The 26,041-nt window shown below is 72.2% G+C and carries 28 protein-coding genes; 13 read left to right on the forward strand and 15 right to left on the reverse strand.

The window, feature by feature from the left end; translation table 11 throughout:
- The first annotated feature begins 162 nt into the window (after positions 1–162).
- Positions 163–501, forward strand: a complete 339-nt coding sequence (locus HF999_RS08685) for a GNAT family N-acetyltransferase (protein ID WP_168545499.1) — start codon at positions 163–165, stop codon at positions 499–501.
- Here the strand turns inward: HF999_RS08685 and HF999_RS08690 are convergent.
- From HF999_RS08690 to HF999_RS08700, 3 genes are read right to left on the reverse strand one after another with little or no spacing between them, the layout of a single operon-like run.
- Entirely contained in the window at positions 482–820 is a 339-nt protein-coding gene (locus HF999_RS08690; RefSeq protein ID WP_168545500.1) for a DUF1990 family protein, read from the reverse strand. The two genes, HF999_RS08685 and HF999_RS08690, sit on opposite strands and share 20 nt — an antisense overlap.
- On the reverse strand, positions 817–1,710 hold the full coding sequence (locus HF999_RS08695) for a GNAT family N-acetyltransferase (protein ID WP_168545501.1): 894 nt from the start codon (positions 1,708–1,710) through the stop codon (positions 817–819). Before HF999_RS08695 ends, HF999_RS08690 begins: the two co-directional genes overlap by 4 nt.
- Before the next feature lie 5 nt (positions 1,711–1,715).
- On the reverse strand, positions 1,716–2,306 hold the full coding sequence (locus HF999_RS08700; protein WP_168545502.1) for a peptide deformylase: 591 nt from the start codon (positions 2,304–2,306) through the stop codon (positions 1,716–1,718).
- A 172-nt stretch (positions 2,307–2,478) separates the two neighbouring features.
- On the opposite strand from HF999_RS08700, the gene napA reads away from it, so the two are divergent.
- The 11 genes from napA to HF999_RS08755 all read left to right on the forward strand — a co-directional run bounded on the left by napA (position 2,479) and on the right by HF999_RS08755 (position 12,114).
- Positions 2,479–2,805 carry a nucleoid-associated protein NapA gene (napA, locus tag HF999_RS08705; RefSeq protein ID WP_168545503.1) on the forward strand — a complete coding sequence of 109 codons (327 nt, stop codon included), beginning with the start codon at positions 2,479–2,481 and terminating at the stop codon, positions 2,803–2,805.
- Positions 2,806–2,824: 19 nt separating this feature from the next.
- On the forward strand, positions 2,825–3,289 hold the full coding sequence (locus tag HF999_RS08710) for a LytR C-terminal domain-containing protein (protein WP_168545504.1): 465 nt from the start codon (positions 2,825–2,827) through the stop codon (positions 3,287–3,289).
- A 117-nt stretch (positions 3,290–3,406) separates the two neighbouring features.
- Positions 3,407–4,141 (forward strand): superoxide dismutase[Cu-Zn], encoded by a 735-nt coding sequence (gene sodC / locus HF999_RS08715; protein WP_168545505.1) that lies wholly within the window; start codon positions 3,407–3,409, stop codon positions 4,139–4,141.
- Positions 4,142–4,143: 2 nt separating this feature from the next.
- The gene (locus HF999_RS08720; protein ID WP_168545555.1) at positions 4,144–5,280 is read left to right on the forward strand and encodes a glutamate--cysteine ligase; all 1,137 of its coding nucleotides are present in this window, start codon (positions 4,144–4,146) and stop codon (positions 5,278–5,280) included.
- Positions 5,281–5,350: 70 nt separating this feature from the next.
- Positions 5,351–6,418 (forward strand): FecCD family ABC transporter permease, encoded by a 1,068-nt coding sequence (locus HF999_RS08725; RefSeq protein WP_312854070.1) that lies wholly within the window; start codon positions 5,351–5,353, stop codon positions 6,416–6,418.
- Positions 6,415–7,164 carry an ABC transporter ATP-binding protein gene (locus HF999_RS08730; protein ID WP_168545506.1) on the forward strand — a complete coding sequence of 250 codons (750 nt, stop codon included), beginning with the start codon at positions 6,415–6,417 and terminating at the stop codon, positions 7,162–7,164. Before HF999_RS08725 ends, HF999_RS08730 begins: the two co-directional genes overlap by 4 nt.
- A gap of 28 nt (positions 7,165–7,192) precedes the next feature.
- On the forward strand, positions 7,193–8,194 hold the full coding sequence (locus tag HF999_RS08735) for an ABC transporter substrate-binding protein (RefSeq protein ID WP_168545507.1): 1,002 nt from the start codon (positions 7,193–7,195) through the stop codon (positions 8,192–8,194).
- Positions 8,191–8,985, forward strand: a complete 795-nt coding sequence (locus HF999_RS08740; RefSeq protein WP_168545508.1) for a Rossmann-like domain-containing protein — start codon at positions 8,191–8,193, stop codon at positions 8,983–8,985. The genes HF999_RS08735 and HF999_RS08740 overlap by 4 nt, the downstream gene beginning before the upstream one ends.
- On the forward strand, positions 8,982–10,187 hold the full coding sequence (locus tag HF999_RS08745; protein WP_168545509.1) for an MFS transporter: 1,206 nt from the start codon (positions 8,982–8,984) through the stop codon (positions 10,185–10,187). The genes HF999_RS08740 and HF999_RS08745 overlap by 4 nt, the downstream gene beginning before the upstream one ends.
- Complete coding sequence (locus HF999_RS08750) at positions 10,184–11,104, forward strand: GHMP family kinase ATP-binding protein (protein WP_168545510.1); 921 nt, start codon at positions 10,184–10,186, stop codon at positions 11,102–11,104. The genes HF999_RS08745 and HF999_RS08750 overlap by 4 nt, the downstream gene beginning before the upstream one ends.
- On the forward strand, positions 11,101–12,114 hold the full coding sequence (locus tag HF999_RS08755) for a pyridoxal-phosphate dependent enzyme (RefSeq protein ID WP_168545511.1): 1,014 nt from the start codon (positions 11,101–11,103) through the stop codon (positions 12,112–12,114). Before HF999_RS08750 ends, HF999_RS08755 begins: the two co-directional genes overlap by 4 nt.
- Before the next feature lie 19 nt (positions 12,115–12,133).
- Here HF999_RS08755 and mnhG read toward each other — a convergent pair whose 3' ends face one another.
- Genes mnhG through HF999_RS08785 form a run of 6 tightly spaced genes read right to left on the reverse strand, consistent with a single transcriptional unit; the run spans position 12,134 to position 18,664 of the window.
- The gene (gene mnhG / locus HF999_RS08760) at positions 12,134–12,466 is read right to left on the reverse strand and encodes a monovalent cation/H(+) antiporter subunit G (protein ID WP_168545512.1); all 333 of its coding nucleotides are present in this window, start codon (positions 12,464–12,466) and stop codon (positions 12,134–12,136) included.
- Positions 12,463–12,786 carry a monovalent cation/H+ antiporter complex subunit F gene (locus HF999_RS08765; protein ID WP_168545513.1) on the reverse strand — a complete coding sequence of 108 codons (324 nt, stop codon included), beginning with the start codon at positions 12,784–12,786 and terminating at the stop codon, positions 12,463–12,465. The genes mnhG and HF999_RS08765 overlap by 4 nt, the downstream gene beginning before the upstream one ends.
- On the reverse strand, positions 12,783–13,481 hold the full coding sequence (locus tag HF999_RS08770; RefSeq protein WP_168545514.1) for a Na+/H+ antiporter subunit E: 699 nt from the start codon (positions 13,479–13,481) through the stop codon (positions 12,783–12,785). The genes HF999_RS08765 and HF999_RS08770 overlap by 4 nt, the downstream gene beginning before the upstream one ends.
- A complete protein-coding gene (locus HF999_RS08775; protein WP_168545515.1) occupies positions 13,474–15,186 on the reverse strand; it encodes a Na+/H+ antiporter subunit D in 1,713 nt (570 codons plus the stop codon). Before HF999_RS08775 ends, HF999_RS08770 begins: the two co-directional genes overlap by 8 nt.
- A complete protein-coding gene (locus HF999_RS08780) occupies positions 15,183–15,770 on the reverse strand; it encodes a Na(+)/H(+) antiporter subunit C (protein WP_168545516.1) in 588 nt (195 codons plus the stop codon). The genes HF999_RS08775 and HF999_RS08780 overlap by 4 nt, the downstream gene beginning before the upstream one ends.
- The gene (locus HF999_RS08785) at positions 15,767–18,664 is read right to left on the reverse strand and encodes a Na+/H+ antiporter subunit A (RefSeq protein ID WP_168545517.1); all 2,898 of its coding nucleotides are present in this window, start codon (positions 18,662–18,664) and stop codon (positions 15,767–15,769) included. The genes HF999_RS08780 and HF999_RS08785 overlap by 4 nt, the downstream gene beginning before the upstream one ends.
- A 72-nt stretch (positions 18,665–18,736) precedes the next feature.
- On the opposite strand from HF999_RS08785, the gene HF999_RS08790 reads away from it, so the two are divergent.
- Complete coding sequence (locus HF999_RS08790) at positions 18,737–19,192, forward strand: hypothetical protein (RefSeq protein WP_168545518.1); 456 nt, start codon at positions 18,737–18,739, stop codon at positions 19,190–19,192.
- An 8-nt stretch (positions 19,193–19,200) separates the two neighbouring features.
- On the opposite strand, the gene HF999_RS08795 is transcribed toward HF999_RS08790, so the two are convergent.
- The 6 genes from HF999_RS08795 to HF999_RS08820 are packed head-to-tail and all read right to left on the reverse strand — an operon-like array spanning position 19,201 to position 26,031.
- Positions 19,201–21,393 (reverse strand): AAA family ATPase, encoded by a 2,193-nt coding sequence (locus HF999_RS08795; protein WP_168545519.1) that lies wholly within the window; start codon positions 21,391–21,393, stop codon positions 19,201–19,203.
- 42 nt (positions 21,394–21,435) lie between these two features.
- Positions 21,436–22,290 carry a CDP-alcohol phosphatidyltransferase family protein gene (locus HF999_RS08800; RefSeq protein ID WP_168545557.1) on the reverse strand — a complete coding sequence of 285 codons (855 nt, stop codon included), beginning with the start codon at positions 22,288–22,290 and terminating at the stop codon, positions 21,436–21,438.
- 38 nt (positions 22,291–22,328) lie between these two features.
- On the reverse strand, positions 22,329–23,063 hold the full coding sequence (locus tag HF999_RS08805; protein ID WP_312854071.1) for a phosphatidylserine decarboxylase: 735 nt from the start codon (positions 23,061–23,063) through the stop codon (positions 22,329–22,331).
- Between the two features lie 58 nt (positions 23,064–23,121).
- Complete coding sequence (locus tag HF999_RS08810) at positions 23,122–23,430, reverse strand: GlsB/YeaQ/YmgE family stress response membrane protein (protein ID WP_168545520.1); 309 nt, start codon at positions 23,428–23,430, stop codon at positions 23,122–23,124.
- A 13-nt stretch (positions 23,431–23,443) separates the two neighbouring features.
- On the reverse strand, positions 23,444–24,652 hold the full coding sequence (locus HF999_RS08815; protein ID WP_168545521.1) for a molybdopterin molybdotransferase MoeA: 1,209 nt from the start codon (positions 24,650–24,652) through the stop codon (positions 23,444–23,446).
- Positions 24,652–26,031 carry a M20/M25/M40 family metallo-hydrolase gene (locus tag HF999_RS08820; RefSeq protein WP_168545522.1) on the reverse strand — a complete coding sequence of 460 codons (1,380 nt, stop codon included), beginning with the start codon at positions 26,029–26,031 and terminating at the stop codon, positions 24,652–24,654. The genes HF999_RS08815 and HF999_RS08820 overlap by 1 nt, the downstream gene beginning before the upstream one ends.
- Positions 26,032–26,041: the final 10 nt, after the last annotated feature.

Raw genomic sequence — 26,041 nt, forward strand, 5'->3', positions numbered from 1 at the left:
GCCCTTCCGGCGGGACGCGGGGCGGCGAATCTACGACAACTGCGCTGCCGAATTGAGAATCATAAAACGCGCAACGATCGGGACACGGTCGCGTCGGCAGCGCCGACTTGCCGGTGCTGCGGCGTACGGTGAAGTGATACGCATCACGTCACGGAGGTGTTCATGGCAGACATGGTCGAGGTTCCGCCGCCCACGATGGAGCTGGCGGAGTCATTGCGCTTGTTCGACAACCCCGTTCGCGACCGGTACGAGCTGTGGTCGGGTGACGAGTTGATCGGCGTCGAGGGCTATGAGGTCACCGACCACGGTGATGTGATCCTGCTGCACACGGTTGTGATGGAGAAGTTCGGCAAGCAGGGCTTCGCGCGTGCGCTCGTCTCCGGCGTCCTCGACGACCTGCGCTCGCGGAACCGACACGCGATCCCCGTGTGCACTTACGTGCGCTCGTTCGTGACCCGATTCCCGCAGTACCAGGACGTGGTCAACGCGGCGCGCGCCTAGTCCGCCGCACGCGCGGGTGGCCCGGCAACGTGCGGTAGTTGAAGCCCGCCCTGCGGGCACTATCCACCACGCCCAGCACCTCGACCGGCTCGCGCACCGTGACACCCGCGACCCGCGCGGTCACAGTCAGGCGCTGTCCGGACGACACGGGCTCATCCGTGGACACGGTGAAGCCGCTCCGCGTCTTCACCACCCAGCGCAGCACATCGTGCGCAGCGCGGCGGAAGGCCTCGTCGCCGTGGCCGATCGTCGTGACGATCTCGGCCCGCCGGTAGCCCGACGGTGCGTCGTCCCAGGTGGGTTCCTCGGGTCGCGTCACGGTGCGGTCCAGTAGTGGTAGCTGTGGTGCGGGCTGAAACCGAGGCCCCGGTACAGGGCCTGCGCGCCCGCGTTCTCATGCGTGACCTCGAGGAACACCCGATCTGCGCCGGCCCGGCCGGCCTCCGAGCGCAGGGCGTGCACCAGGCGGGACGCGAGGCCCCGTCGGCGGTACTCGGGCGCGACGGCCATCGAGCCGAGCCCGCCCCACACGGTCCCGGCCGCGTCGGCGGTGAGGGTCAACCGACCCGCGGCGATCGGCGCACCGTCGGGCCCAGGAACAGCGGCGAACCGCGCCCGCCCCACGACGGAGGTCACCAGCGCCGCGTCGGTGCCGGTGCGGGCGAGCCAGGCGGCGCTCGGGACGTCCACGATGTCGACGGTGCCGTCCGGCTCCGGGCCGCCGGCCGGCGCGACGAGGACGTCGGTCGGCTGCAGGACGGGTGACCTCTCCCGCGCGCCGCGGAGCAGCCGGTCGGAGAGCGTCAGGTGCACGGGGAGGCCGCGTACCGCATACCAGGCGCGGACGCCGTCGAGCCGCTCCAGCGACGCGTCGGGATGCAGCGGCGCGGCGCAACTGGCGCGGTTGCCGGCGATGCCGGGGGCGGCCCGGCACAGCCAGCCGTCGATCCACTCCCGTTCCACCGACCACCAGGACCGTGCTCGGGCCAGGTCGAGCGAACGGATCTCGCTCGCCCGCACGGGCTTCGGCGGCACGCCCTTGTAGGCGACGATGTCGGCCCGGGGCACCGTGATCCGCTGCCCCTCGCGCTCGACGACGAGCGGCTCACCGTCGGAGACGAGGGTCCCGATGACGTCCGAGGCCTGCCCGGACGGCAGCAGCCGCCGGACGACGACCCGGTCGCCGGGCCTCGGAGGCGGGGGAGTCATGTCGCTCAGTGGCCGAAGGGGTCCTCGACGGTGCCGGGTACCCACGTGAGCCCGGGCTCGGTCCAGCCGTTCTTCTTGATGGCCTTCTTGGCCTGGCGCGCGTACCGCCCCGTGAGGACGTCGGTGTAGAGGAAGCCGTCGAGGTGTCCGGTCTCGTGCTGCAGCATCCGCGCGAAGAAGCCGGTGCCCTCGATCTCGACGGGCTGCCCGTCCCGATCGGTGCCGACGACCTTCGCCCAGTCGGCGCGGCCGGTGGGGAAGGACTCGCCGGGGACGGAGAGGCACCCCTCCCAGTCGTCGTCCGGATCCGGCATGGTCTCGGGGATCTCCGAGGTGGTGAGGACGGGGTTGATGACCTCGCCGCGGCGCCGCTCGCCGGCCTCCTCGTCGGGGCAGTCGTAGACGAACAGGCGCAGGCCGCGGCCCACCTGGTTGCCGGCCAGGCCGACCCCGTTGGCGACGTCCATCGTCTCGTACATGTCGTCGAGCAGCGCCACGATCTCGGCCGAGGGCCTGCCGTCCGCGTCCACCTCGACGGGCGTCGTGGGGGTGTGCAGCACTGGGTCGCCGACGATGACGATGGGGAGAACAGGCATGTATCCACGGTAGTCGGGGTCGGTTCGGACCGCACCGGCGCACCGGGCGTGACAAGGCGCCGGCGGTGCGGGAACCTGCGCGACACGCCCCCGTGGCCCCGCGACCGCGAACGCGCCCGTGGTTAGATTGAACCGAACTACAGCAGTGTTATTCCGAATGCGAGGGGAACGCATGGAGGGCGCCGGTGCGGCCGCGCACGACCTGGCCAATACTGACGCGCACGCCGTGCACGAGCGGGGCGACGACGGCCTGACCAGGCGTGAGCACGAGATTCTCGCCTTCGAGCGGCAGTGGTGGAAGTATGCCGGTGCCAAGGAGGACGCGATCAAGGAGCTCTTCGGGCTGTCCGCGACGCGGTACTACCAGGTGCTCAACACCCTGGTCGATACGCCGGAGGCGCTGGCCGCGGACCCCATGCTCGTCAAGCGCCTGCGCCGCGTCCGTGCGAGTCGGCAGAAGGCCCGCGCCGCGCGCAAGCTCGGCTTCGAGATCACGTGATCCGATACAGTCGGGTGTCGTGAGCACTCAGAACACCCGTGCCGTGCCGATCCGGACGATCATCATGATTCTGATCTCGGCCGCGATCATCCTCGCGGCGATCGGGGTGCACGGTCTCGTGACCCGCAACGACGATCCCCAGGCGGCCCTCAACGCCCAGGAGGCCAAGCTCAAGGCGGCGAGCACCGAGACGGCCGCCGCGCCGGTCTCCACGCCGACGGTGTGCCTGCTCGCCGTCGCGCGTGCGCCGCTCGCCGACGCGACGGACAAGCTCAAGAGGGCGGGTGTCACCGTCCAGCCCGAGACCGAGGTCTGGCCCAACCGTCCCGCGGCCCCGCGCGCCACCACCGTCTACTTCGGTGACGGCGGCGAAGCGGACGCCAAGACCGTCGCGTCCGCCTTGCCCGGCTCGACCACCGCGGCGCGCCCGGCCGGGCTCGAGGCGTGCGCCGGTGTCCTCGCCGTCGCCGTGGTGAAGAAGTAGGTCGGCGAAGGGCCGACACGGGTCCTGTCCGCAGCGGCGGCCACCGACCCCGATATGATTCGGGCAACCCAGCCCACGGCGGCAACGCCGAGGAAGCCGTTCCATAAGGAGTCATCGATGACGAAGCGTCAGTTCCTCGCCCCGCTTGCGATCCTCCCGGTGGCGGCCCTCGCCCTGGTCGGTTGCAGCACCAACGAGAAGCCCGCCGAGAAGGGCACCGGCCCGACCGCGCCGGTGGTCGTGAGCGGCGCGGAGGTCCCGACCCAGGGCCTGGTCACCAGCAATGAGGGCGGTCACGGTTCGGACGCGGCCGGCGGCAACGGCCCGTCGGCCGGCACGGCGGAGGCCTCGCTCGTCAAGCCCGACGGCAGCAGTGCGGGCAAGGCGACCTTCACCGAGAAGGACGGCGTCGTCGTGATCGACGTGCGCGTCACCGGGCTGACCGCCGGCTTCCACGGCATGCACATCCACGAGGTGGGCAAGTGCGAGCCGAACTCGGTCGCCAAGAACGGCGCGCCCGGCTCCGCCACCAACTTCGGCTCCGCCGGCGGCCACTGGCAGAAGCCCGGCGCCACCGGCCACCCGATGACGGGCGACCTGGTGTCGATCTACGTCAACGCCAACGGCACGGGCCAGACGGTGACCAGCACCGGTGCCTTCACCCTCGCGGACATCAAGAAGAACGCCGACGGCAACGCGCTCATGATCCACGCGGACGCCGACAACTTCGGCAACATCCCGTCCGCGCGCTACACGAACATCGTTCCCGGCCAGCCCGTGCCGGACGAGCAGACCCTCAAGACCGGTGACGCGGGCGGTCGCATCGCCTGCGGCGTGATCAAGGTCGGCTGATCATCGAGACCGTCGCCTTCGAGGCGTCGCCGCGGCCGACGATCGGCGTCGAGTGGGAATTCGCCCTCGTCGACCGGGAGACCGCGGACCTGGTCAGCAGAGCCGGGGAGCTGTTCGACGGTGTCCGCGCGTCCCGCCCGGACATCGCGCACCAGGTGCATTCGGAGATGTTGCGCAACACCGTCGAGGTGGTGACCGGCGTCTGCGAGAACACCGCGGAGGCGATGGCCGACCTGGCCCGCGTGATCGGTGCCGTCCGTGAGACCGCCGACCCGATGGGCGTCGATCTCTTCGGCGCCGGCACGCATCCGTTCGCGCAGTGGAACGCGCAGCAGCTCACCGAGAATCCGCGGTACGACGAGCTGATCGCCCGCACCCAGTGGTGGGGCCGGCAGATGCTCATCTGGGGCGTGCACGTGCACGTCGGCGTGAACCACCGAGACAAGGTGCTGCCGATCATCTCGGCGCTGCTCAACCACTACCCGCACCTGCTGGCGCTCTCGGCCAGCTCGCCGATGTGGGGCGGCCACGACACCGGCTACGCCAGCACCCGGGCGATGATGTTCCAGCAGTTGCCCACCGCGGGCCTGCCCTTCCAGTTCGAGCAGTGGAGCGAGTTCGAGCGCTTCGTGCACGACCAGAAGACCACGGGGATCATCGACCACCTCAACGAGATCCGTTGGGACATCAGGCCCGCGTGCCACCTCGGCACGATCGAGGTCCGGATCTGCGACGGCATGTCGTCGTTCGCGGAGCTCGAGGCCGTCGTCGCGCTGATCCACTGCCTCGTGGTGTGGCTGGACGCCCGCCTCGACGCGGGCGAGACCCTGCCGACGCTGCCCCCGTGGCACGTGCAGGAGAACAAGTGGCGCGCCGCCCGCTACGGTCTCGATGCCATCATCATCCAGGACGCCGACAACAACGAGCGGCTCGTCACCGAGGATCTCGACGATCTGCTCGAGCAGCTCGCCCCGATCGCACGCCGGCTCGGCTGCTCGCGCGAACTGGCCGCGGTCGCCGCGATCCCGCGGCGCGGCGCCTCGTACCAGCGGCAACGCGCCGTCGCCGAAGGGGTCTGCAGCACGGACGCCTATCGCGACGTGGTCCGGTCCGTGACCCGTGAGCTGATCCTGCCGTAGCCCCGGTTCCTCCGGACGCATAGCCGCATGCGTCTTTGTTAACGATAACTATTATCGTTAGCCTGGCCTCGTGCCCCCCATCCAGACCGGTCCTCGCGTCGGCCTCCGCCAGCTGCTGCCGGCGGGCGCCCTCACGGCGGCGCTGGTCGTGTCGATGGCGATCGCCGTATCCCAGGGCGCCGCGACAGTGCCGCTCGACGACGTGCGCCGGCTCCTCTGGGCCGCGCTGCGCGGCGGAACGGTGGCGCGCGAGGACTATTCGACCTACTCGATCCTGTGGGACCTCCGGGTCCCGCGCGTGATCCTCGCGGCCCTCGTCGGGGCCGGGCTCTCGCTGGCGGGCGTCGCCTGCCAGGCGCTCGTGCGCAACCCGCTCGCGGATCCGTTCATCCTCGGCATCTCCAGCGGCGCCTCCGTGGGGGCGAGCTTCGTGGTCACCACCGGCGTGGTGGCCGGGTTCGGCGTCGCCGGTACCGCGGGTGCCGCGTTCGTCACCGCAGTCCTCGCCTCGGTGCTGGTCTATCTGCTCAGCCGGACCCCCGACGGTGCGCTCAGCCCGGTCCGGCTGGTGCTGACGGGGGTCGTGCTCGCCTTCGCCTTCCAGGGCCTGGCGGGCGCGGTCGTCTTCTTCGACCCCGTCGGCGATGCGGCGCGGTCGGTGATGTTCTGGCTGCTCGGCGGGCTGGGCGGTGCGCAGTGGTCGGTGTTGCCGCTGGTCGCGGTGACCGTGGCGGTCTGTGGCGTGATCATCGCGCGCCTCGCGGGTGTGCTGGACGTGTTGTCGCAGGGCGACGAGGCCGCCGCGGCTCTCGGCCTCGATCCGCACCGCGCCCGGCGAATGCTGTTCCTCATCATCGTGGTGCTGACCTCGGTCCTCGTCGCGGTCGCGGGCACCGTCGGGTTCGTCGGACTCGTGGTCCCGCACGCGGTGCGGATGATCGTGGGGCCCGCGCACCGGCGGATGCTGCTGCTCGCGCCGCTCGTGGGCGCGCTGTTGCTGGTCTGGGTCGACCTGCTCAGCCGTCTGGTGGTCGCACCCCGAGAGCTGCCGCTCGGCATCGTCACCGCCCTCGTCGGGGTGCCCGTCTTCATCGCGCTGCTCCGTCGTCGCGGCGGACTGCTGGGAGGTGCGGCGTGAGAGTGGAATTGGACGGGGTGACGGTCGAGCTCGCCGGCCGCCGCATCCTCGACCGGGTCTCGCTCGACATCGAGGCGGGGGAGCACGTCGGACTGATCGGGCCGAACGGCAGCGGCAAGTCGACGCTGCTGCGCTGCCTCTACCGGGCGATCGCTCCCACCTCGGGGACGGTCCGCGTGGGCGGGCGGGACCTCGCCGCGATGCGTCGGCGCGACGGTGCGCGTCTGGTCTCCGCCGTCACCCAGAGCGAGACCGGCCACCTCGGGTTCACTGCTGAGGAGACGGTGATGTTGGGGCGGTTCGCCCACGGCGACGCCGGCAGCCCGGCCGCGATCAACGCTTGCGAGGCGGCCCTCGTCGCGGTGGACGCCACCGCGCTACGGCGACGAAGCGTGTTGGGCCTCTCCGGGGGTGAGCGGCAGCGCGTCCTCATCGCCCGCGCCCTCGCGCAGGACACCCCGGTCCTGCTGCTCGACGAGCCGCTCAACCACCTCGACGTACGGCACCAGCTGGACCTGCTGCGCCTGCTCCGGGCCGCGAACAAGACGACCGTCACCGCGATCCATGACATCGACCTCGCCGCCCAGAGCTGCGATCGCCTCGTGCTCCTCGACCGCGGCCGTGTGGTCGCCAGCGGCACCCCGGGCGAGGTGCTCACGGCCGACAGGATCGCCGAGGTCTACGGCGTGCGGCCCGTGGTCGCCGTGACGGGCACCGGCCCGCCCCGGATCCACTTCGAACTCTAGAAGACCGACCGATCGAAAGGATCGACCGATGCGTCCCCGTTCCCTCCTCTCCGCGGCCCTCGCGGCGGGCACCCTGCTCGCCGCCACCGCCTGCGGTGCCCGCCCCGCCGAATCCGGCTCCGACCTCATCGATGTGACCAATTGCGGTGTGCACCAGCAGTACCGGTCGCCCACGGCCGCGGTGCCCTACGACGTGTCGGCGATCGAGAAGATGTTCGCGCTCGGACTCACCGACCGCATCAAGGGCATCGTCCTACCGAAGACGGTGAACGGCGTGATCGCGAAGTCGCCGTACCGCGACGAATACGCCAAGGTCCCGATCCTCAGCGACGGCGTCCTCACCCAGGAGCCGCTCGTCGCCGCCAAGGCGGACTGGGTGTTCGCGGGTTGGCAGGCGGGGTTCAGCCCCGCCCGCGGCGTCACCCCCGAGTCTCTGGGCAAGCTGCGGATCGACAGTTACATGCAGGAGGAGACCTGCTACAACTACGGCGACAAGCCCGCCGCGCGGGAGGTGAATCCGTTGGCGGACACGTACACCGACCTCACCAACCTGGGCGCGATCTTCCGCGTCCCGGACCGCGCCACGAAGCTGGTCGAGGACCTGCGGGCGCGCCAGCGCACGCTCCAGGAGCGCGCCGACCGCAAGAGTGTGAAGCCGTCGGTTTTCATCTACGACTCGGGGACCGCGGAGCCCTACACCGCGGGCCGCCGCGCCGCGGCCGACCAGGTGATCTCCCTCGCGGGCGGTCGCTCCGTGACCCACGACGTCGACGGCCGATGGACCTCGGTCGGGTGGGAGTCCGTGGTGCACGCGCAGCCCGAGGTGGTCGTCATCGTCGACTACGACAAGCAGCCCGCGCAGCAGAAGATCGACTACCTGCGACAGTCGTCGCCGATCAAGGACTCGCCGGCGGTGCGCGAGAACCGCATCCGCGTGGTGGACTACGCCGAGCTGGTGGCCGGGCCGCGCAACCTCGACGCCGCGGCGGCTCTCGCCGACTACCTGGAGCAGAGCGGGGTCGCTCGATGACCGGGCCCGGCTCCGTCGCCGAGGTCCTCGACCATGCCCGCGAGGTCGCGCAGAACGAGGTGGCGCGCAGCGTCTTCTTCGTCGCACACGGCACCCGCCTCGCCGGGAGCGAGCAGCGCTACCGCAACCGGTACGTCCTCGTCCGTGTCGGAGACGCCTTCGGCGCGTGTGCCTTCGAGGAGGGTGAGCTGGACCCGGACATCGCGGACCTGTCCGGCGAACCGCTCGCCGCCCTGCTCGAGCACGCCGCGCAGCCGCTGCGGATCGCCGCGGCCGACGCCGCGCTCGGCGCCGCGGCCCCGCACCGCGAGGACCCGCGGGCGGAGCGCCGGATGCTGCCCACGGGTACCCCCGATGCCCGCGCGATCGCCCGCGACGCCGCGGTGGCGGAGCTGCTCACGGTCGCACCGGGCGCACGGGTCGCGCTGATCGGCGTGGTGAACCCGCTGGTGGCCGCCATTCGCGAGCGCGGCGGCGAGCCCCTGCTCGCGGACCGGAACCTGCAGCGCACGCACTGGGGCGACCCCGTCGCGGACGATCACCGTGCGGTGCTCGCCGAGGCCGACGCGGTACTCGCGACCGGAATGACCTTGGGCAACGGCAGCTTCGACGAGATCCTCGCGACCTGCCGGGAGCGTCAGCTGCCGCTCGCCGTGTACGCGCAGAGCGGATCGGCCGTCGCCCGCGCCTTCCTCGGGTCGGGCCTGAGCGCGCTCTCCGCCGAGCACTTCCCCTTCTCCCAGTTCTCCGCCGACGCCTCCCCGATGTACCTCTACCGGAGCGGGACATGAGCGCACCGGGGGACCGCCCCCTGCCGGACCGGGCGCTGGTCCGCGCGATCTGGCCGATGCTCGCCGCAGCCGCACTGGGCCTCGTCCCGTTCACCGTGATGGCCAACTTCCTCGTCGCCATCGCCGCCGACGCACACGCGGGCATCGACCTCATCGGCGGCCTGCGCGGCCTCGGCGGGGTGGCCGCCCTCCTCGTCGGCATCGCGGCCGCGCCTCTCCTGGACCGGATCTCGCGCTCGTCGGTGGCCGCGCTGGCCCTACTCGTCCTCGCGGTGGGGTGCGGGCTGGCGCTGCAGGGCAGCACCGCCGCGTGGGTGGTCTTCTGCCTGCTGATCGGTGCGGGAACCGCCGTCCTCAATCCCGCGGTGTCGGCCATGGCCGCCGACCGGTTCGACACCCCGGCGGCCTCCGCGCGGGCCGCGACCCTCGTCTCGTCGACGATGACGCTGACGGCGGTCCTCGCGGCGCCGGTCCTCGCGCTGCCCGCCGTGCTGTGGGGCTGGCGCGCCGATATGGCCGCGACCGCCGTGGTGCTGCTGGTGGTCGCGGCACTGATCGCCCGCCGCCGGGATCCGCGCGGCGGCGAGACCTCCATGAGCTACCTCGAGGCCTTCCGCACCGTGCGGTCGATCCCCGGCGCCCTCGACATCCTGGCGGTCTCCCTCCTGCGCACTCTCGCGTTCATGGGCTCCCTCGCCTACCTCGCCGCCACCTTCGGCCAGCGCTTCGGCATCGGGACGGGCTGGTTCTCCCTGGTATGGGCGACCTCCGGCCTCGCCTTCTTCCTCGGGAACTTCCTGGGCGGCAGGGTGATGCAGGACCGCGGCGCCGACCGCCTGCTCGGCACGGTGCTCACGGCGATCCTCGTCGCCGCCCTCTCGATGGTGGCGCTCCACACCGCACCGCATGTGGTCGTCGCCTGGTCGATGGTGGCCCTCGTGTCCGCCGCGCACGCCGTCATCGCCGCCGCGGTGACCACCACACTGGTCCGAGGGGCGGGAGCGGTGCGCGGCACCGTCCTCTCGCTCAACGGGGCGGCGCAGAGCGTCGGCGTCTTCGCGGGCGCCTCCCTCGCCGGCGGGGCCCTCGCACTCGGCGGCTGGCCCGGCGTTGGCATCGTCCTCGGCGGTGCCACCGCGCTGGCCGCGGTCTTCGCGCGACGCGCGCTGCGCGGGACCCGCGCGCAGGAGTGCATCGGATGAGCGCGCCGCGCACCGTCTCCCGCGGTCGAGGGGTGGGCCGCAGTACCGGCCACCACGGCGAGCTCCTCCAGGGCCGGTTCCGCTGCCCGCTCCAGGGTGAGTGCCCGGGCCTGGTGACCGTGCCGATCGGCACCATCGGGTCCGTCGCGGTCTTCGCCCCGGACGTCTCGGGCGTCGTACGGGCGCGCACCACCGGCGGCGCGGGCGACCTGGACAAGGCGCGACGGGCGGCCGAGGCCACGCTGGCCCACCTGCGGGAGCGCGACCTCCTCGGCTGCACCGGCGGCGAACTCCGCGTCGCGCGGACGACGACCGTCGGCCTGGGGCTCGGCTCCTCGACCGCCGACGTGCTCGCCGCGGTCCGCGCGGTCGCGGACTGCGCGGACGCGGAGCTCGACGCCGACACCGTCGCTCGCCTCGCCGTCTCCGCCGAGGGGGCCTCCGACCCCCTGTGGACCGACCGCCCGATCCTGTTCGCGCACCGGCACGGCCACGTCATCGAGGAACTGGGCGAGACCCTCCCGGCGATGCTGCTCGTGCGGTGCGTACTCGGCGGCCCCGTCGACACGCTGACGCTGCCCGCGGCCGGCGCCGGGGACGTGGCGGAGTACGAGGAGTTGCGCGCTCGGCTGCGCGGCGCGGTGCCCGCCGGGGACGCGGCGGGGGTCGCCGCGGTCGCGACCCGCAGCGCGGTGCTCAACCAGAGTCGCCACCACAAGCCCCGACTCGACCGCCTCATCGCGGCGGCCGAGCGCGGGGGAGCGCTCGGCGTGCAGGTGGCCCACTCCGGGAACGTCGCGGGCCTGCTCTTCGACCGGGAGTACCCGCGGGAGCGCCTGCGGCGGGCATGCACCCGCGTCCGGGCGGTCGGCTTCCGAGTGGCCGATGCCCCGATCGTGATCGGCGGCGCCGCATGAGGATCGACGGCCACATCGCCGAGGCGCTGAGCCGCCCCGCCCTGCTCCGCGGCACGGACGACCGGTACCTGCTGCGGTTCGAATCGATGAAGGTCGCCTCGGCCCGGGCGGCCCTGCGCGCCGCCCTCGACGCGGGTCGCGTCCGGCCCGGCGGCACCGTCATCGACTCGTCGTCGGGGATCTACGCCTACGCCCTGGCCCTGGCCTGCCACGAGGCGGGGGTGCGCTGCCGCATCGTCGGATCGACCACGATCGACGAGGGGCTGCGGGTCCAATTGCTCGCCCTGGGAGTCGATCTCGAGCAGATGCCGCGGTCGGCATCGCTCAAACTCGACCAGGACCGCCGGGTTCGGCGGATCACCGAACTGCTCGCGCAGGATCCGGCGCTGCACTGGATGCGGCAGTACCACGACCCGGTGCACTACCGCGGCTACCGGGACATCGCCCGTGGGGTGGCTTCGGAGCTGGCGGCCGAGGGGGCCGCGTCGGTGCGCCTCGTCGCGCCCGTCGGCTCGGGCGTGTCCAGCGGCGCACTGCGACTCGGCTTCGAGGAGGCGGGTCTGGCGGTGGAACTGGTCGGCGTGCAGCCCTTCGGCAGCGTCACCTTCGGCGCCGAACACGTGGAGGACCCCGCCATGCTCATCGCCGGCATCGGGTCATCCATCCCGTTCGACAACGTGCGGCACGGGCTCTACGAGGTCATCCACTGGGTGTCCTTCGAGGTGGCCCGCGCCGGCACACTCCGACTGCTCCGCGAGCACGCGATCTTCGCCGGCCTGTCCTCCGGTGCGGGCCACGCGGCAGCCGATTTCGAACAGGCGCACGGCGCACCGGTCGACGCCACCGTGCAGGTGCTGCCCGACACGGGACATCGCTACCTGCGGGCCCTCGCCGACCACGCCGAGGACACCGCCCCGGCGGTGCCGGTGGGGCCGCGGCTCGTCGACGACCCGTCGGACATCGCGCTGCCGTGGGCGCGGATGCGCTGGTCGGGGCGCGACGGGGCCTGACCGACGGACCGGCCCGCCGTCAGTCGCGGCTGCCGGTCTCCATCTGGTCCGGGTCGATGGTGCTGTCGCGCAGGCGCTGCTCCTGGTAGGCCACCCGGCCCACCCGATGCGCGACCGCGGGCGCCGTGATCATCGTGAACAGCCCGGCCAGCACCAGCATCCACACGTCGACCGAGTCGGCCATCCGCACGATGGCGCCGGCCAGCAGCAGGAGCAGCCCCAGCGTCTGCGGCTTCGTCGCCGCGTGCATGCGCGTCAGCGTGTCCGGGAAGCGGATGATGCCGATCGCGGCGGTCACGGCGAAGACCGCGCCCGTGAGGAACAGGATCGAGGAGACGATGTCGACGATCATCGCAGTCCTCCGTTCCGCGGCGCGATGTCCGGCGTCTCGTCGGGCGGCGACGGGGCGGTCCCGGCATCGTCGGGCACCCGGAACCGCACCACCGAGACCGAGCCGACGAAGCCGACGAGCGAGAGCGCGACGATCCCGGGGATCACCGACGAATTGCGGCTGTACGCCGCCCATACCGCGAGCCCGCCCATGGCGATCGCGACGAGCGCGTCCACCGCGACGACGCGGTCGAGGGTGTTCGGGCCGCGCAGCAGCCGGAAGGTGGTGAGGAAGGCGGCGGTCATGAGGATGACACCGGTGATGACGAAGACGACGGTCACGGCTTTCCCTCCGCCTCGGTGTTCTGCGCCTTGCGGTAGGCGATCTCCGGCGCCGCCATCCGGCGGGCGTCGCCCACCAATCCCCGGGCGCCCGGTGCGACGTGGTGGAAATCGTCGTCGTCGATGCCGTGCATCGGGCTGGCGTGCCACTCGTTGTCGCGCTCGAAGGCGTCGATGAACAGCCGCTCGAGACGCGCGGTGCTGCGGTAGAACTGGTGCACCGCCTTCGCGCTGCTCACGTCGACGACGTGCACGTACAGCAGGCGTCGCTTGGTGTCGATCTCCAGCACCATCGTGCCCGGGATCAGGTTCATCATGTCGACCAGCAGCGTGAGCACCAGGTCCGACTTGATCGAGACCTTCGCCCGCAGGACCGCGCTCAGCGGCATCGACCCGGGCCGGATCGCGAGCCACGCCACCTCGATCGAGGACCGGAACATCTCCACGAGGAAGACGCCGATCAGCTTGAGCAGCGAGCCCGGGTGCACGCGGCCCTCCACCGGCACCGGCGGCAGGGGGAGCAGCAGCAGGATCGCCAGGCCCACCAGCAGGCCGGCGGCGATGTTGCCCCAGGTCACGTTGCCCCACAGCATGACCCAGACCGCGTCGAGCCACAGCAGCTGCGCGATCTTGGCGCCGACGGCGCGGCCGTCGCGCAGGTCGGGCAGGATCCGCGTCACGAGTCGCCTAGCCATGCGCGCCTCCCTGCGGGGTCTGCGGTCGAGCGGGTTCGACGGTCAGCGGTTCGTACGAACCGGCGGACGCGGGCGTACCGTCGGGCATCTTGAGTTTGTGCAGGGCCTCCGGGCCGAGCACGGCCTCGACGTAGTCCGCCCGGCCGATGAGCTGGGTCGCCGCGCGGTCGGTGACGTCGAACATCGGGCCCGCGAAGATCGCGAGGACCAGGCCCACGCCGAGCAGGCCCGCGGTGGGCGCGACCATGCTGATCGGCATGCGGCCCGGGTCCTCCCGGTCGGCGAACTCGATGACATCGGCGTCGTCGAGCAGGGCCTCCGGGTGCGCGACGGCCAACTCCCCCTCGGGGGCGTCGGAGCGGGGGCGCCAGAAGGCCTTCGTCCACACGCGGATCACCGCGTACAGGGTCAGCAGGCTGGTGATCACGCTGCCCGCCACCAGCACCCAGGCCAGCACCGAGCCCTGCCGCACGCCCGCCTCGATGAGGCCCACCTTGCCGACGAAGCCCGAGAACGGCGGAATGCCGCCGAGGTTCAGCGCCGGCAGGAAGAACAGGATCGCGAGCACCGGGCTGGCCGCGGCGAGCCCGCCGAGGCGGCGCAGCGTGGCCGCGCCCGCCTGCCGTTCGATGAGGCCGACCACGAGGAACAGCGTCGTCTGCACGAGGATGTGGTGCACCACGTAGTAGATCGTCGAGCTCAGGCCCAGCGGCGTGGACAGGGCGATGCCGAAGATCATGTAGCCGATGTGGCTGACCAGCGTGAAGGACAGCAGTCGCTTGATGTCGGTCTGGGCGATCGCGCCGAGGATGCCGACGATCATGGTGAGCAGACCGGCGATCATGAGCACGTCGTCGAGCGCGCCGCCCGGGAAGAGCAGCGTGTGCGCCCGGATGATCGCGTACACGCCGACCTTCGTCAGCAAGCCCGCGAAGACCGCGGTGACCGGGGCGGGCGCCGTCGGATAGGAGTCCGGCAGCCACGTCGACAGGGGGAACACCGCCGCCTTGATCCCGAAGGCCACGAGCAGCACCGCGAACAGGGTCGTTCTGGTGCCCGACGGCAGGTCCTGCAGCTTGATCGCCATGTCCGCGAGGTTCAGCGTTCCCGTCGCGAAGTAGGCGTAGGCGATCCCCAGCAGGAACACCACGGACGAGACCATCGAGACCATGACGTACGAGACGCCGGCCCGGATGCGATCGGCGCTGCCGCCCACCGTCAGGAGCACGAAGGAGGCGGCGAGCAGCATCTCGAAGGAGACGAACAGGTTGAACAGGTCGCCCGCGAGGAAGGCGTTGCACACGCCCGCTGCGAGGATCAGGTACGTGGGGTAGAAGATCGAGACCGGCTGGTTCTCATCGCCGTCCCGGATGCCCTGGCCCACCGAGTACACGAGGACGCCCAGCAGCACGATCGCGGAGACCAGCACCATCAGTGCGGCGAGCTGGTCGGCGACGAGGGTGATGCCGAGCGGCCCGCCCCCGCCGTCCCGGTCGCCCCAGCCGCCCACGTGCAAGGCGACGGTGCCGTGCCGGTCCGTGTAGTAGAGCATCTGGGCCGCGACGGCGACGATGGCCGCGAGCGAGACCAGCGAGATCAGCCGCTGCAGCCGCGGGTGTCGGCCCATCACCATCGTGATCGCGGCCGCGACGATCGGCAGCACCGTCGGCAGCGGGACGAGCGCGAGCATCATCGATTCCGTCATCGCTCGCCCTCCCCGTCGGGCTCGCCGGGCGGGAGCTGCTTCTCGCGCGGCACGCTGGGCAGGGGCAGCGCCCCGGTGTCGACGACATCGACGCGGGCCCGCTTGAGCTCCTCGGGGGAGAGCAGCTCACCGTCGGGGCCGTAGGCATCGCCCAGGGCAGACGGTGCGCCGGTGATCGGGTCGTCCGAGGCGTCGTAGTCGGGATCGTCGGCCGCGATGTCGGCGTCGCGCTCGAGGACCTTCGTGTCCTCGGGATCGTCGTCGACCTCGTCGTCGGTGTTGATCGTGAACGAGCGGTAGGCCAGCGCGAGGATGAACGCCGCCATGCCCATCGTGATGACGATGGCGGTGAGGATCATCGCCTGCGCCAACGGATCCGCGTCCGTGAGCCTGCCCGCGGAGAAGTACCCGACGATGGGCGGGTTGCCGGGCGGGGAGGACAGTGCGAGCAGCAGCAGGTTCACCGCGTTGCCGACCAGGATGATGCCCATCAGCATCCGCGTGAGGCTGCGGTCCAGGAGCAGGTACACGCCGGTGGCGATCATGACGGCGATCGCCGCGAACAGACCGATGTCGACGATCATCGCGCGCCACCCCCCGACTGGACGGGCAGGGGCGAGGTCATGTCAGCGGGGGATCCCTCCAGGTCGAGTCGTGCTCCCAGGCTGCGCAGGACGTCGAGCACCAGGCCCACCACGATGAGGTACACGCCGGCGTCGAAGATCAGCGCAGTCACCACCTTGACGTCACCGAAGACCGGCAGGGTGAACTCGTAGGCGACCGACGACATGGCGGGGGCGCCGGCGAGCAGCGAGACGATGGTGCCGACCGCCGCGAGCAGCAGGCCGGTACCGAGGACCCGGCCCGCATCGAGCGGGAGCGCCTCGCCGATCTCGTACCGGCCGCCCGCGAGGTAGCGCAGCACCAGCGCGAGACCCGCGGTGAGGCCGCCGGCGAAGCCGCCGCCCGGCGCGTTGTGGCCGGCGAAGAAGAAGTAGACCGAGACCACCATGATCGTGGGAAAAGCCATGCGGGAGGTGATCTCCAGGACCAGCGAGCGGTGCCGCGGATCGCGGAGCGCGCTCCCGCGCAGCCAGGTGGTGCCCGGCGCGGCGGCGGCCGCAGCGGCGGCTTCCGCGCTCACCCGCGGCGCCGAACCGAAGCGGCGGTTGCGGAACACCAGCGAGGCGACACCCGTCGCCGCCACGAGCAGCACCGAGATCTCACCGAAGGTGTCCCAGGCGCGGATGTCGACCAGGATCACGTTCACCGTGTTGTGGCCGTAGCCGAACCTGTAGGCCTGCTCGGGAAGCCGGTCCGCGACGGGTGCGGCGACCCGCGCGGCACGGGTCGCGACCGCCACCACGAGGACCATCGCCGCCACCGCGATGCCGAGCAGTGCGCGAGCCACCCGCGACGGACGGCTACCGGTGATCGGCGCCTCGGCGGGCAGCTTGCGCAGCACCAGCACGAAGACCACCAGGGTCAGCGTCTCCACGAGGAACTGGGTGAGTGCGAGGTCGGGCGCGCCGTAGATCGCGAAGATCACGCCCGTGCCGTAGCCGGTGACGCCGACGACGAGCACCGTCGCCAGGCGGTTCCGCAGCAGGACCGCGGTCAGCGCGGCGGCGCACATCAGCACCGAGATGGATAGGAACAGCGGCGAGGCCTCGACCCGCAGGTCGGGCCGCGCCCGGGTGCCGAAGGCGAGCACCAGGAGCGGAAGTAGCACCAGCGTCAGCAGGATGGTGCCCTGCGTGAGCGGCAGCGAACCGCGCTGCGTGCTCTGCGTCATCCGCAGCGACAGCACGTCGGCGCCGCGGAGGGTGGCGTCGTAGAGCCGGTCCGCGTTGCCGAGCAGCACGCTGTTGCGGCGGCGGAGCCGGGCGAACGGGCTGTGCGGCTGCGCGACGACGATGCCCGTGGCGATGATGAGGGTCGTCAGCAGGAGCGGCAGCGTGAAGCCGTGCCAGAGCGCCAGGTGGTAGGGCTCCGACTCGGGCGGGAAGGCATCGTCGGGATAGCCGGACAGCACGTGGTCGAGCTGACCGGAGGCGAGCCCGTCGACGAGCGAGAGCACGGCCAGCAGGGCCGGTCCGGCCAGGAACAACGGGCTGATCGAATGCATCTCGGCGACGGCACGGGTGGGTGCGGACTGCCCCTTGCGGCCGAACGCGCCCCACAGGAAGCGGATGCTGTAGGCCATCGTCAACGCCGAGCCGACGCACATCCCGGTGAGCAGCACGATCGGGAGCGGCTCGGGGAGGGAACTGTGCAGCATCGTCTCGAGCGCCGCCTCCTTGCCGACGAAGCCGTACAGCGGCGGGATACCGGCCATCGACGCGGCGGCCAGCGCCGCGACCACCGCGAGCACCTTCTGCCGGTCGCCGAGGCGGGCGAGCCGCCGGATGTCCCGCGTGCCGGTCGTGTGGTCGATGATGCCGACGACCATGAACAGCGTCGCCTTGAACAGGGCGTGCGCGGTGAGCATCGTCAAGCCGGCGAGCATCAGGTTCCGCTCGCCCCCGCCGACCAGCACCATGAGCATGCCGAGCTGGCTCACGGTGCCGAAGGCCAGGATGAGCTTGAGGTCGAATTCGCGCAGCGCGCGCCAGCCCGCCAGGATCATCGTGAGAATCCCCAGGCCCAGCACGATCACCCGCCACGCGTTCAGGTGGGCGAAGGCCGGAGCCAGCAGCGCGACGAGGTAGATGCCGGCCTTGACCATGGCGGCCGCGTGCAGGTACCCCGAGACCGGCGTGGGTGCCGCCATGGCGCCGGGGAGCCAGAAGTGGAACGGGACGATCGCCGACTTGCTGATCGCGCCGATCAGGATGAGCACGACGCCCACCTCGACGCCGATGGAGATGCTCGACGGGTCCGCGACCGCGCGGGCGATCACCTCGGAGAACAGGTAGCTGCCGTAGTGCTCGCCGAGCTCGACGATGCCGACCAGCATGGCGAGGCCGCCGAGCGTGGTGACGAGCAGCGCCTGGGTGGCCGCGCGGCGGCTGGTGGCGCGCTCGGCGTAGTACCCGACGAGCAGGAAGCTGAGCACCGAGGTGAGCTCCCAGAAGACGTACATCGCCAGCATGTTGTCGCTGACGACGAGGCCGAACATGACGGCCATGAAGGCGACCAGTTCGGCCGCGAAGGTGGGCAGCTTGCGGGTGCTCGACACATCGGTGAAGTAGCCCGCGCAGTAGACGAGGATGACCGCGCCGATCCCGAGGACCAGCACCGACATGATCGCGCCGAGCTCGGTGAGCCGAAGATCGAGGTTCATGTGCAGGGCCGGGACCCACTGCAGGGACTCGGTGCGTGCGGGCTCGCCGGCGACGGGCCACACGGTGATGACCCACACCAGAGCCGCGGCGGGGACCGCGGCGAGACCGAGGAAGGCGCGCGCGCCGAAACGTCCGACCACGACCGGTGCGGCTAAGGTCGCAAATGACAAACAGATGAGAATGATGAGCAATGGGCACTCCGTCCTTGGTGAGCGGGGTGTCGTACTTTGCTGATTCTACCGGTGAGGGATATCGGGAACTGCATGGACCAGATGACGGATCGTCCGACCACTTCATTCGGGCCCGCGCGTCGGCGCGTCGGGCCCGCCGTCGCGTCGCTCCTGGCGGTCGCCGGGCTGCTCCTGGGCACCGCCGCGTGCAACCGCGATGCCCCGGACACGCCCGCTGCCACCGTGACTCTCCCGGCCACCTTCCCCAAGGACGATGTGCCGCTGGTCGACGGGAACATCATCGACGCGGGGGAGCGCTCCCAGGGCGGCGTGACCGTCTTCAGCGTGACGGTCCAGGCCAAGCCCGAGGGGTACGACGAGGCGAAGAAGAAGCTCGTCGCCGCCGGCTACACCGCCCTCGGCGACGGCGCCGGGGCCCCCGACAGCCGGTCGGCGCAGTTCTCCGGAAAGGGCTACATCGTGACCGTGAACGCGGCCTCGGCGGGAGCGATTCCCAACGCCGTCTTCTACGCCGTCAGCAAGGCGTAGCACCCACGTCAGGAGGTTCGACGGTCCGCGTACGCCTGCAGGTCCGCGACCTGGGCCGGATCCAACGACGGCCGGACGGCCTGGCGCGCGGCCTCGACGTCCGCGGCGGTGACGGTGGCCGTGTCCAGGTCCCGCCGCATCGCGGTCAGCGCCGCCTCGCGCAACAGCGCGGTGCAGTCCGCGGCCGAGTAGCCGTCGAGCCGCTCGGCCAGCGCCGGCAGGTCCACGTCGTCGGCCAGCGGGATCGACCGCGAGCCGGTCCGCAGGATCTCCGCCCGGGCCTCGGCGTCCGGCGGCGGCACGAAGATCAGCCGCTCCAGCCGGCCCGGTCGCAGCAGCGCCGGATCGATGAGGTCCGGCCGGTTCGTCGCGCCCAGCACCACCACGTCGCGGAGGGGCTCCGCACCGTCGAGCTCGGTGAGCAGTGCGGCGACCACCTTGTCCCCGACTCCGGAGTCCGAGGACTGCCCGCGGCGCGGCGCGAGCGCGTCGACCTCGTCCAGGAAGATCAACGACGGTGCGCTGCCCCGCGCCCGGGCGAACAGGTCGCGGACGGCCTTCTCCGATTCACCGACCCACTTGTTCATGAGCTCGGCGCCCTTGACCGCGTGCACCGACAGCTGACCGGACGCGGCCAGCGCGCGGACCACGAAGGTCTTGCCGCAGCCGGGCGGACCGTAGAGCAGTACGCCGCGCGGCGGCTCGACGCCGAGGCGGGCGAAGGTGTCCGGGTGGCGCAGCGGCCACAGCACGGTCTCGGTGAGGGCCTGCTTCGTCTCCACCATGTCGCCCACGTCGTCGAGCGTGATCGAGCCGACGGAGACCTCCTCGGTCGCCGACCGCGACACCGGCCGGATCACCGACAGCGCGCTCAGCAGGTCCGGTTGCGTGATCGCGATGCGCTCGTCCGTGCCGACCACCCGCGCGGCGGCCCGTAGTGCGCCCTCCCGGCACAGCGCCGCGAGGTCGGCGGCCACGAACCCGGGTGCGCGCAGCGCGACCTCGTGCAGATCGAGGTCGACGGTCGGAGCCTCCCGCAACAGCAGCTCGAGCAGCTTCTCCCGCTGCTCCACGCCCGGCAGGTCGACGGCGACCGTCCGGTCCGCGAGGTCGGGCTCCCGCAGCCGCGAGTCGAGGTCGCCGGGCGCGGAGGTGGTGGCGATGAGCGCGACGCGCGGCGTGGCGACGGCGCGCCGCAGCTCGTCGAGGATCATCGTCGAGACGGGCTCGCGCGTGGCGGGGAGCAGCGCCTCGATGTCCCGGACCAGTAGCGCCGCCCCGGAGCCGTCGACCGCGGCCCGGACCCGCGCGACGGCGTCCCGCACCCGCTCGAGCCGCGCCTGCGGCTCCAGCGCGCCGGTGAAGGCACCGTCGAGCTCGACGAGCGGCCGCGGGGCCACGACGGCCCGCGCGACGGTCGCCTTGCCGCCGCCCGTGGGGCCGGTGACGAGCACCCCGAGCCGAGCGGGCGCGCCCAGCTTCTCCAGCAGCTCCGGCTCGTCCAGCGCCAGCGACAGCCACTCGGTGAGCCGCTTCACCGCGGTGTCCGCGCCGACGAGATCGGCAACGGGCCGCACCGCGGGTTCCTCGGCCTCGGGCGCCTGCGCCGCGAGCGTCACCATCTCCGACGGTGCTGTGGGTGCCGCCTCGTCCGACCACAGCACCGCCGAGTTCGGCTGCACCGACACCGGCCCGGGCGCGGGATCGACGGACACGACGGTGAGCAGCTCGTTCGTCCAGGTGATCCCGACCAGCCGCGACAGCTGCTGGGTGGCCTCGGCGTTCGACGTGCCGGGGCCGAGGTCGCGCGGTAGCAGGGAGACGCTGTCGCCGGGCATCATCACCTTGCCCAGGAGCGCCTGCCGGAGGGCGGCACCGTCGAGGGCGTTGCGGGTGAGGGCGCTGCCGCGCAGGAGCACCCGCTTGGCGCCGTAGACGACGGCGGGCGAGATCACGACCGTCGCGTCCTCGCGGAGGCCGCAGTTCGCGATGGTCAGCTCGTCCAGCAGCGCGACCCCGGGCGCGCTGCCCGACGGTGCCGCCGCCACGACCGCCGCGGTGCGGCGCGCGCCGAGCAGCTCGATGCCGTCCCACTCGCGCAGACCGAGCGCTGCGAGGGCCTCGGGATGGATCCGGACAATGCCCCGCCGCGCCTCGAGGGCCGAGGTCTGCAGGCGGACGGTGAGCGACAGGTTCGGCACCTTGGCCAGCTTAGTGGGCGGGCGCCCCGCGGTGGTGGGCCGTCAGTCCTCGCGCGTGGGGCGGCGCAGGCCGAGGCGGGCGGCGGACCGTCGGCCTCCGCGGACCGCGGTCGCGGCGCGACGACGGGGCCGCAGCGGGCGCCGCTGCTCACGCCGGATCGCGCGGCGCTCCGCGGGCTTGCTGTCCCACGCCGACGGGTGCGAGGCGACCCACTGCTTGGACCGCCACGCGAACGGGATGTGCAGCAGGTACGCCACGATCACCACGAGCAGCGCGATGTACGGGTAGGTGAGCATCAGCGCGACCAGGCCGGCGACCAGCACGAGCACGCCGGCCGCCTTCGCGGGCTGCACGGTCATGCTCTTGAAGCTGGAGGTGGGGATGCGCGAGACGGTTAGCGCGGCCACGAACAGCGTCCAGACCGCGACGACGGGCGTGCTCACCCACCAGCCCGTGCCCCACTCCTGCTGCGCCGCCAGCGGAGCCAGGACCAGCAGCGCGCCGGCGGGCGCGGGCACGCCGACGAAGAAGTCCTTGGTGTAGGGGGGCGCCGTGGGGTCGGCGGCGAGCGTGTTGAAGCGGGCCAGCCGTAGCACCATGGCGACCACGAACAGCAGCGCGACGATCCACCCGGCCGGCGAGCCGGGGAAGCACACGAAATAGAGGATCAGCGCGGGCGTCACGCCGAAGTTGATGGCGTCGGCGAGCGAGTCGAGCTCAGCGCCGATCTTCGTGGACGCGCCCAGCAGGCGCGCGACGCGGCCGTCGAGCCCGTCCAGGATCGCGGCGACCACGACGAGCATGAGCGCCAGGTCGACCTTGCCGGCCGCCGCGAAACGCACGCCCGTCAGGCCGGCGCAGAGCGCCGCGACCGTCAGCACCGACGGCAGGATCATGATCCCGACGGGGCGCGGCTGCTCCTGCGGGGCGGGACTCACGGCTGCGCGATCGGGAGGTGCGCGATCACGGTCTCGGCCGCGACGGCGCGCTGGCCGCTGTAGACGGTGAGCTCGGTGCCGGCGGGGAAGTAGGTGTCGACCCGCGAACCGAACCGGATGATGCCGTAGGTCTCGCCCAGTTCGAGGGTGTCGCCGGGAGCGCAGTCGGTGCGGATGCGGCGGGCGACGAGGCCCGCGATCTGCACGACGCCGACGGGGCCGTACTCGGTGGCCAGGCGCACCGTCGTGCGCTCGTTGGCGTCGCTGGCCTCGGGGAGGTCGGCGGGGAGGAACTTGCCGTCGGTGTGCACGACCGAGTCGACGACGCCCGTCAGCGGCGCGCGCTGCACGTGCGCGTCGAACACCGACAGGAAGATCGAGACGCGGGGCAGCGGGGCATCGCCCAGGCCCAGCTCGCGCGGGGGGACGTGCTCGTCGACGAGGGTGACCTCGCCGTCGGCGGGAGCGACGGCGACGCCCTCCTGGGTGGGCGTCACGCGCGCCGGGTGCCGGAAGAAACCGGCGCAGGCGGCGGCCGTGAGCAGCGCGGGTACGCGGATCCAGCTCTTTCGGTAGCCGACCGCCGCGACCCCGAGGGACCCCGCGATGAACGGGGTGCCCGCGGGGTGCAGCGGCGGGACGGTGTGCCGGATCAGCTCGGTGATGTGACCGATACCGGTCGAGTGCTCGGTCAGATGCCCGTCGACCGGTGTGCGGGGTCGGCGCGCCACCTGACGTCCTCTCTGTTCGCTGTCATGTCGGGTGACATCATCGCACCCGACGGTGCGATCACTTGCGTCCGGTGACCAGCTTCACGACGAACAGGAGCACGACGGCGCCCGCGATGGCGGTGAAGAAGGTGAACCAGTAGCCGCCGCCCTCGACGTCGACGCCGGCCAGCTTGAGCAGGAACCCGCCGAGCAGGCCGCCCACGATGCCGACCACGACGTTGAGGATGAACCCCATCTGCTTGTCGGTGCCCATGAACTTGCTGGCGATCCAGCCGGCGAGGCCGCCGATGATGATCCAGGCGATCCAGCCGACCTTGGCTACTCCGCCGGCTGCGAGTAGGGCGGTGTCTGCGTACTGAGCGATCATGACGTCTCCTCGTCTAGTGGTCTAGGACGATGACGTCTACTGCCTCCCCGCCGGCCAGATGTTTGACGTCGGCGGGGATGTCCAGCAGGCAATCGGCCTGTGCAAGCCATCGTAAATAGTGCGAACCCGGTCCGCCGATAACCGAGACCGAATCGGTACCGTCGTCCTCCGGCGTCAGGCGTCCGCGCAGGTACTGACGTTTCCCGGGGATCGAGTCCACCGGCCCGGCGAGTCGCGCGGACCGTCGGGAGCGGTCCGGTAGGCCCATCGCGGCCCGCAGGGCGGGGCGCAGGAAGACCTCGAACGAGACCAGGGCGCTGACCGGGTTGCCGGGGAAGGTCACGAACGGGACCCGGGCCCCGCCGTCGAACCCGACGGTGCCGCATCCCTGCGGCATGCCGGGCTGCATCGCGACCTTGGCGAACTCCACGCCGCGGGACGCGAGGGCCTCCTTGACCACCTCGAACGCGCCGGCGCTGACCCCGCCGCTGGTGACGACGAGGTCGACATCGCCCGCGCCGAGCCGCTCCGCGAGGCGGCCGAGCAGCTCGTCCGGATGGTCGGCGACGAACCGCAGCACCTCGGCGGTGGCGCCGGCCTCGCGGAGCGCGCTGGCGAGCATCGGGGCGTTGGACTCGTAGATCTGCCCGGGCAGCAGCGGCGTCCCCGGTTCCACCAGCTCGGAGCCGGTGGACAGCACGGCGACGTGCAGCGGCGCGAGCACGCGCACCGTCCGCAGGCCCAGGGCGGCCGCCAGTCCGACGGTGGCCGGCCCGATCCGTTCGCCCTCGTGCAGCGCGACCTCCCCGGCCTCGATGTCGCTGCCGGAGGCGCGGAAGAACCGGCCCGGTTCGGGCGCCTCGTCGATGCGGACCCGCTCGACGCCTCCGTCGGTCCGCTCGACGGGGACGATGGCGTCGGCACCGTCGGGCACGGGGGCACCGGTCATGATGCGGCACGCGGCCCCGGGCGGGAGCGCGGGCACATCGGTGCGCCCGGCGGGGACGTCGAAGGCGACGGGTAGTACGGCACCCGCGGCGGCGTCGGCGGCACGCACCGCGTAGCCGTCCATCGCGGAGTTGGTGAAGGGCGGCAGCGAGATCGGTGCGGCGACATCGCGGGCGACGGGCAGGCCGACCGCCGCCTCGGGTGGCAGGTCGACGGTCCGCCGCCGCGGAACCAGCGCGGCGACGGCCGCGCGGTGGTCGCCGACGGACCGCATCAAGCGGGAGCCCCGGCGAGCCGGGTGAGCAGCAGGGCCTCAGCGAGCGCGGTGCGCCGCAGCTCACCGGGGTCGACGGACTCGTTGGGAGCGTGGATGCGGCACTGCGGTTCCTCGACGCCGAGGAGCGCGATCTCGGCGTTCGGTGCCGCCTTCCGCAGCTGCGTGCACAGCGGGATCGACCCGCCCTGACCGCTGAACGCGACCTCGGCACCGTCGTACGCCTCGGCGAGGGCCTCCCTGAGGACGGCGTACGCGGGGCCCGTGGTCTCCGCGGCGAAGGGCTCGCCGATGGACTCGATGTGCGCGTCGACGTGCGCGCCCCACGGCGCGTTGTTGCGCAGGTGGGCGAGGAGCAGGTCGCTGGCGGCGTGCGGGTCGGTGCCCGGGGGCACGCGCAGGTTGAGCAATGCGGCGGCGCGCGGCTGGATCGCGGCGGCGGCCGTCGCGGTCGCGGGGGCGTCGAGGCCGATCACGGTCAGCGCGGGCCGCGCCCACAGCTGGTCGGCGATGGTTCCGGAGCCGAGGATCGCGGCGTCGTCGTAGATCGCGGCGTCGGTGGCGAACTGCGCCGGGTCGTAGGGCTCGCCGGCCCAGCGGCCCGAGCTGTCGAGCCCGTCGATCGTGGTGTTGCCGAAGCCGTCCCGCAGGGTCGCGAGCAGGGCGATGAGGGCACCGAGGGCGTCGGGCGCGGCACCGCCGAAGGCGCCGGAGTGCAGGTCCGAGGTGCCGGTGCTGACCTCGACGCGGACGCTCGCGGCGCCGCGCAGCGAGGTGGTCAGGGTGGGGCGGCCGACGGCGACGTTGCCGGTGTCGCCGATGACGATGAGATCCGCCTGCGCGAGCTCGGGACGCTGCGCGACGAGGTCCTCCAGACCCGCGCCGCCGCCCTCCTCGGAGCCCTCGATGACGATCCGGACGCCGACCGGGAAGCCCCCGTCCGCCGCCTTCACCGCGCGCAGTGCCGTCAGGTGCGCCACGAGGTTGCCCTTGCAGTCCGCGGCGCCGCGGCCGTACCAGCGGTCCGTGCCGTCCGGCCCCGGCCGGGTGGTCAGCGTGAACGGGTCGGACTCCCAGGCCTCCCGCGGCCCGGGCGGCTGGACGTCGTGATGGCTGTAGAGCAGCACCGTCGGTGCGCCCGCGGGTGCGGGTGTGTGCCCGACGACCGCGATGGACCCGTCGGAGGTCGTGATCCGCTCGACGTTCTCGATGCCGGCCTCGGCGAAGGCCTTCGCGACCCATGCCGCCGACGCGGCGTTCGGCTCGGCGCCGAACTCGGGGGAGTCGTGCACCGACGGGTGCGCGACCAGCTCCGCCAGGTCCGACCTGGCCCGGTCCATCAGGGATTCGACGGTGCGCGGCAGGCTGCTGTCGGTCATCGGTTCACGA

Source organism: Tsukamurella spumae (assembly GCF_012396015.1).
In the GTDB taxonomy this organism is placed as follows: Bacteria; Actinomycetota; Actinomycetes; order Mycobacteriales; family Mycobacteriaceae; genus Tsukamurella; species Tsukamurella spumae.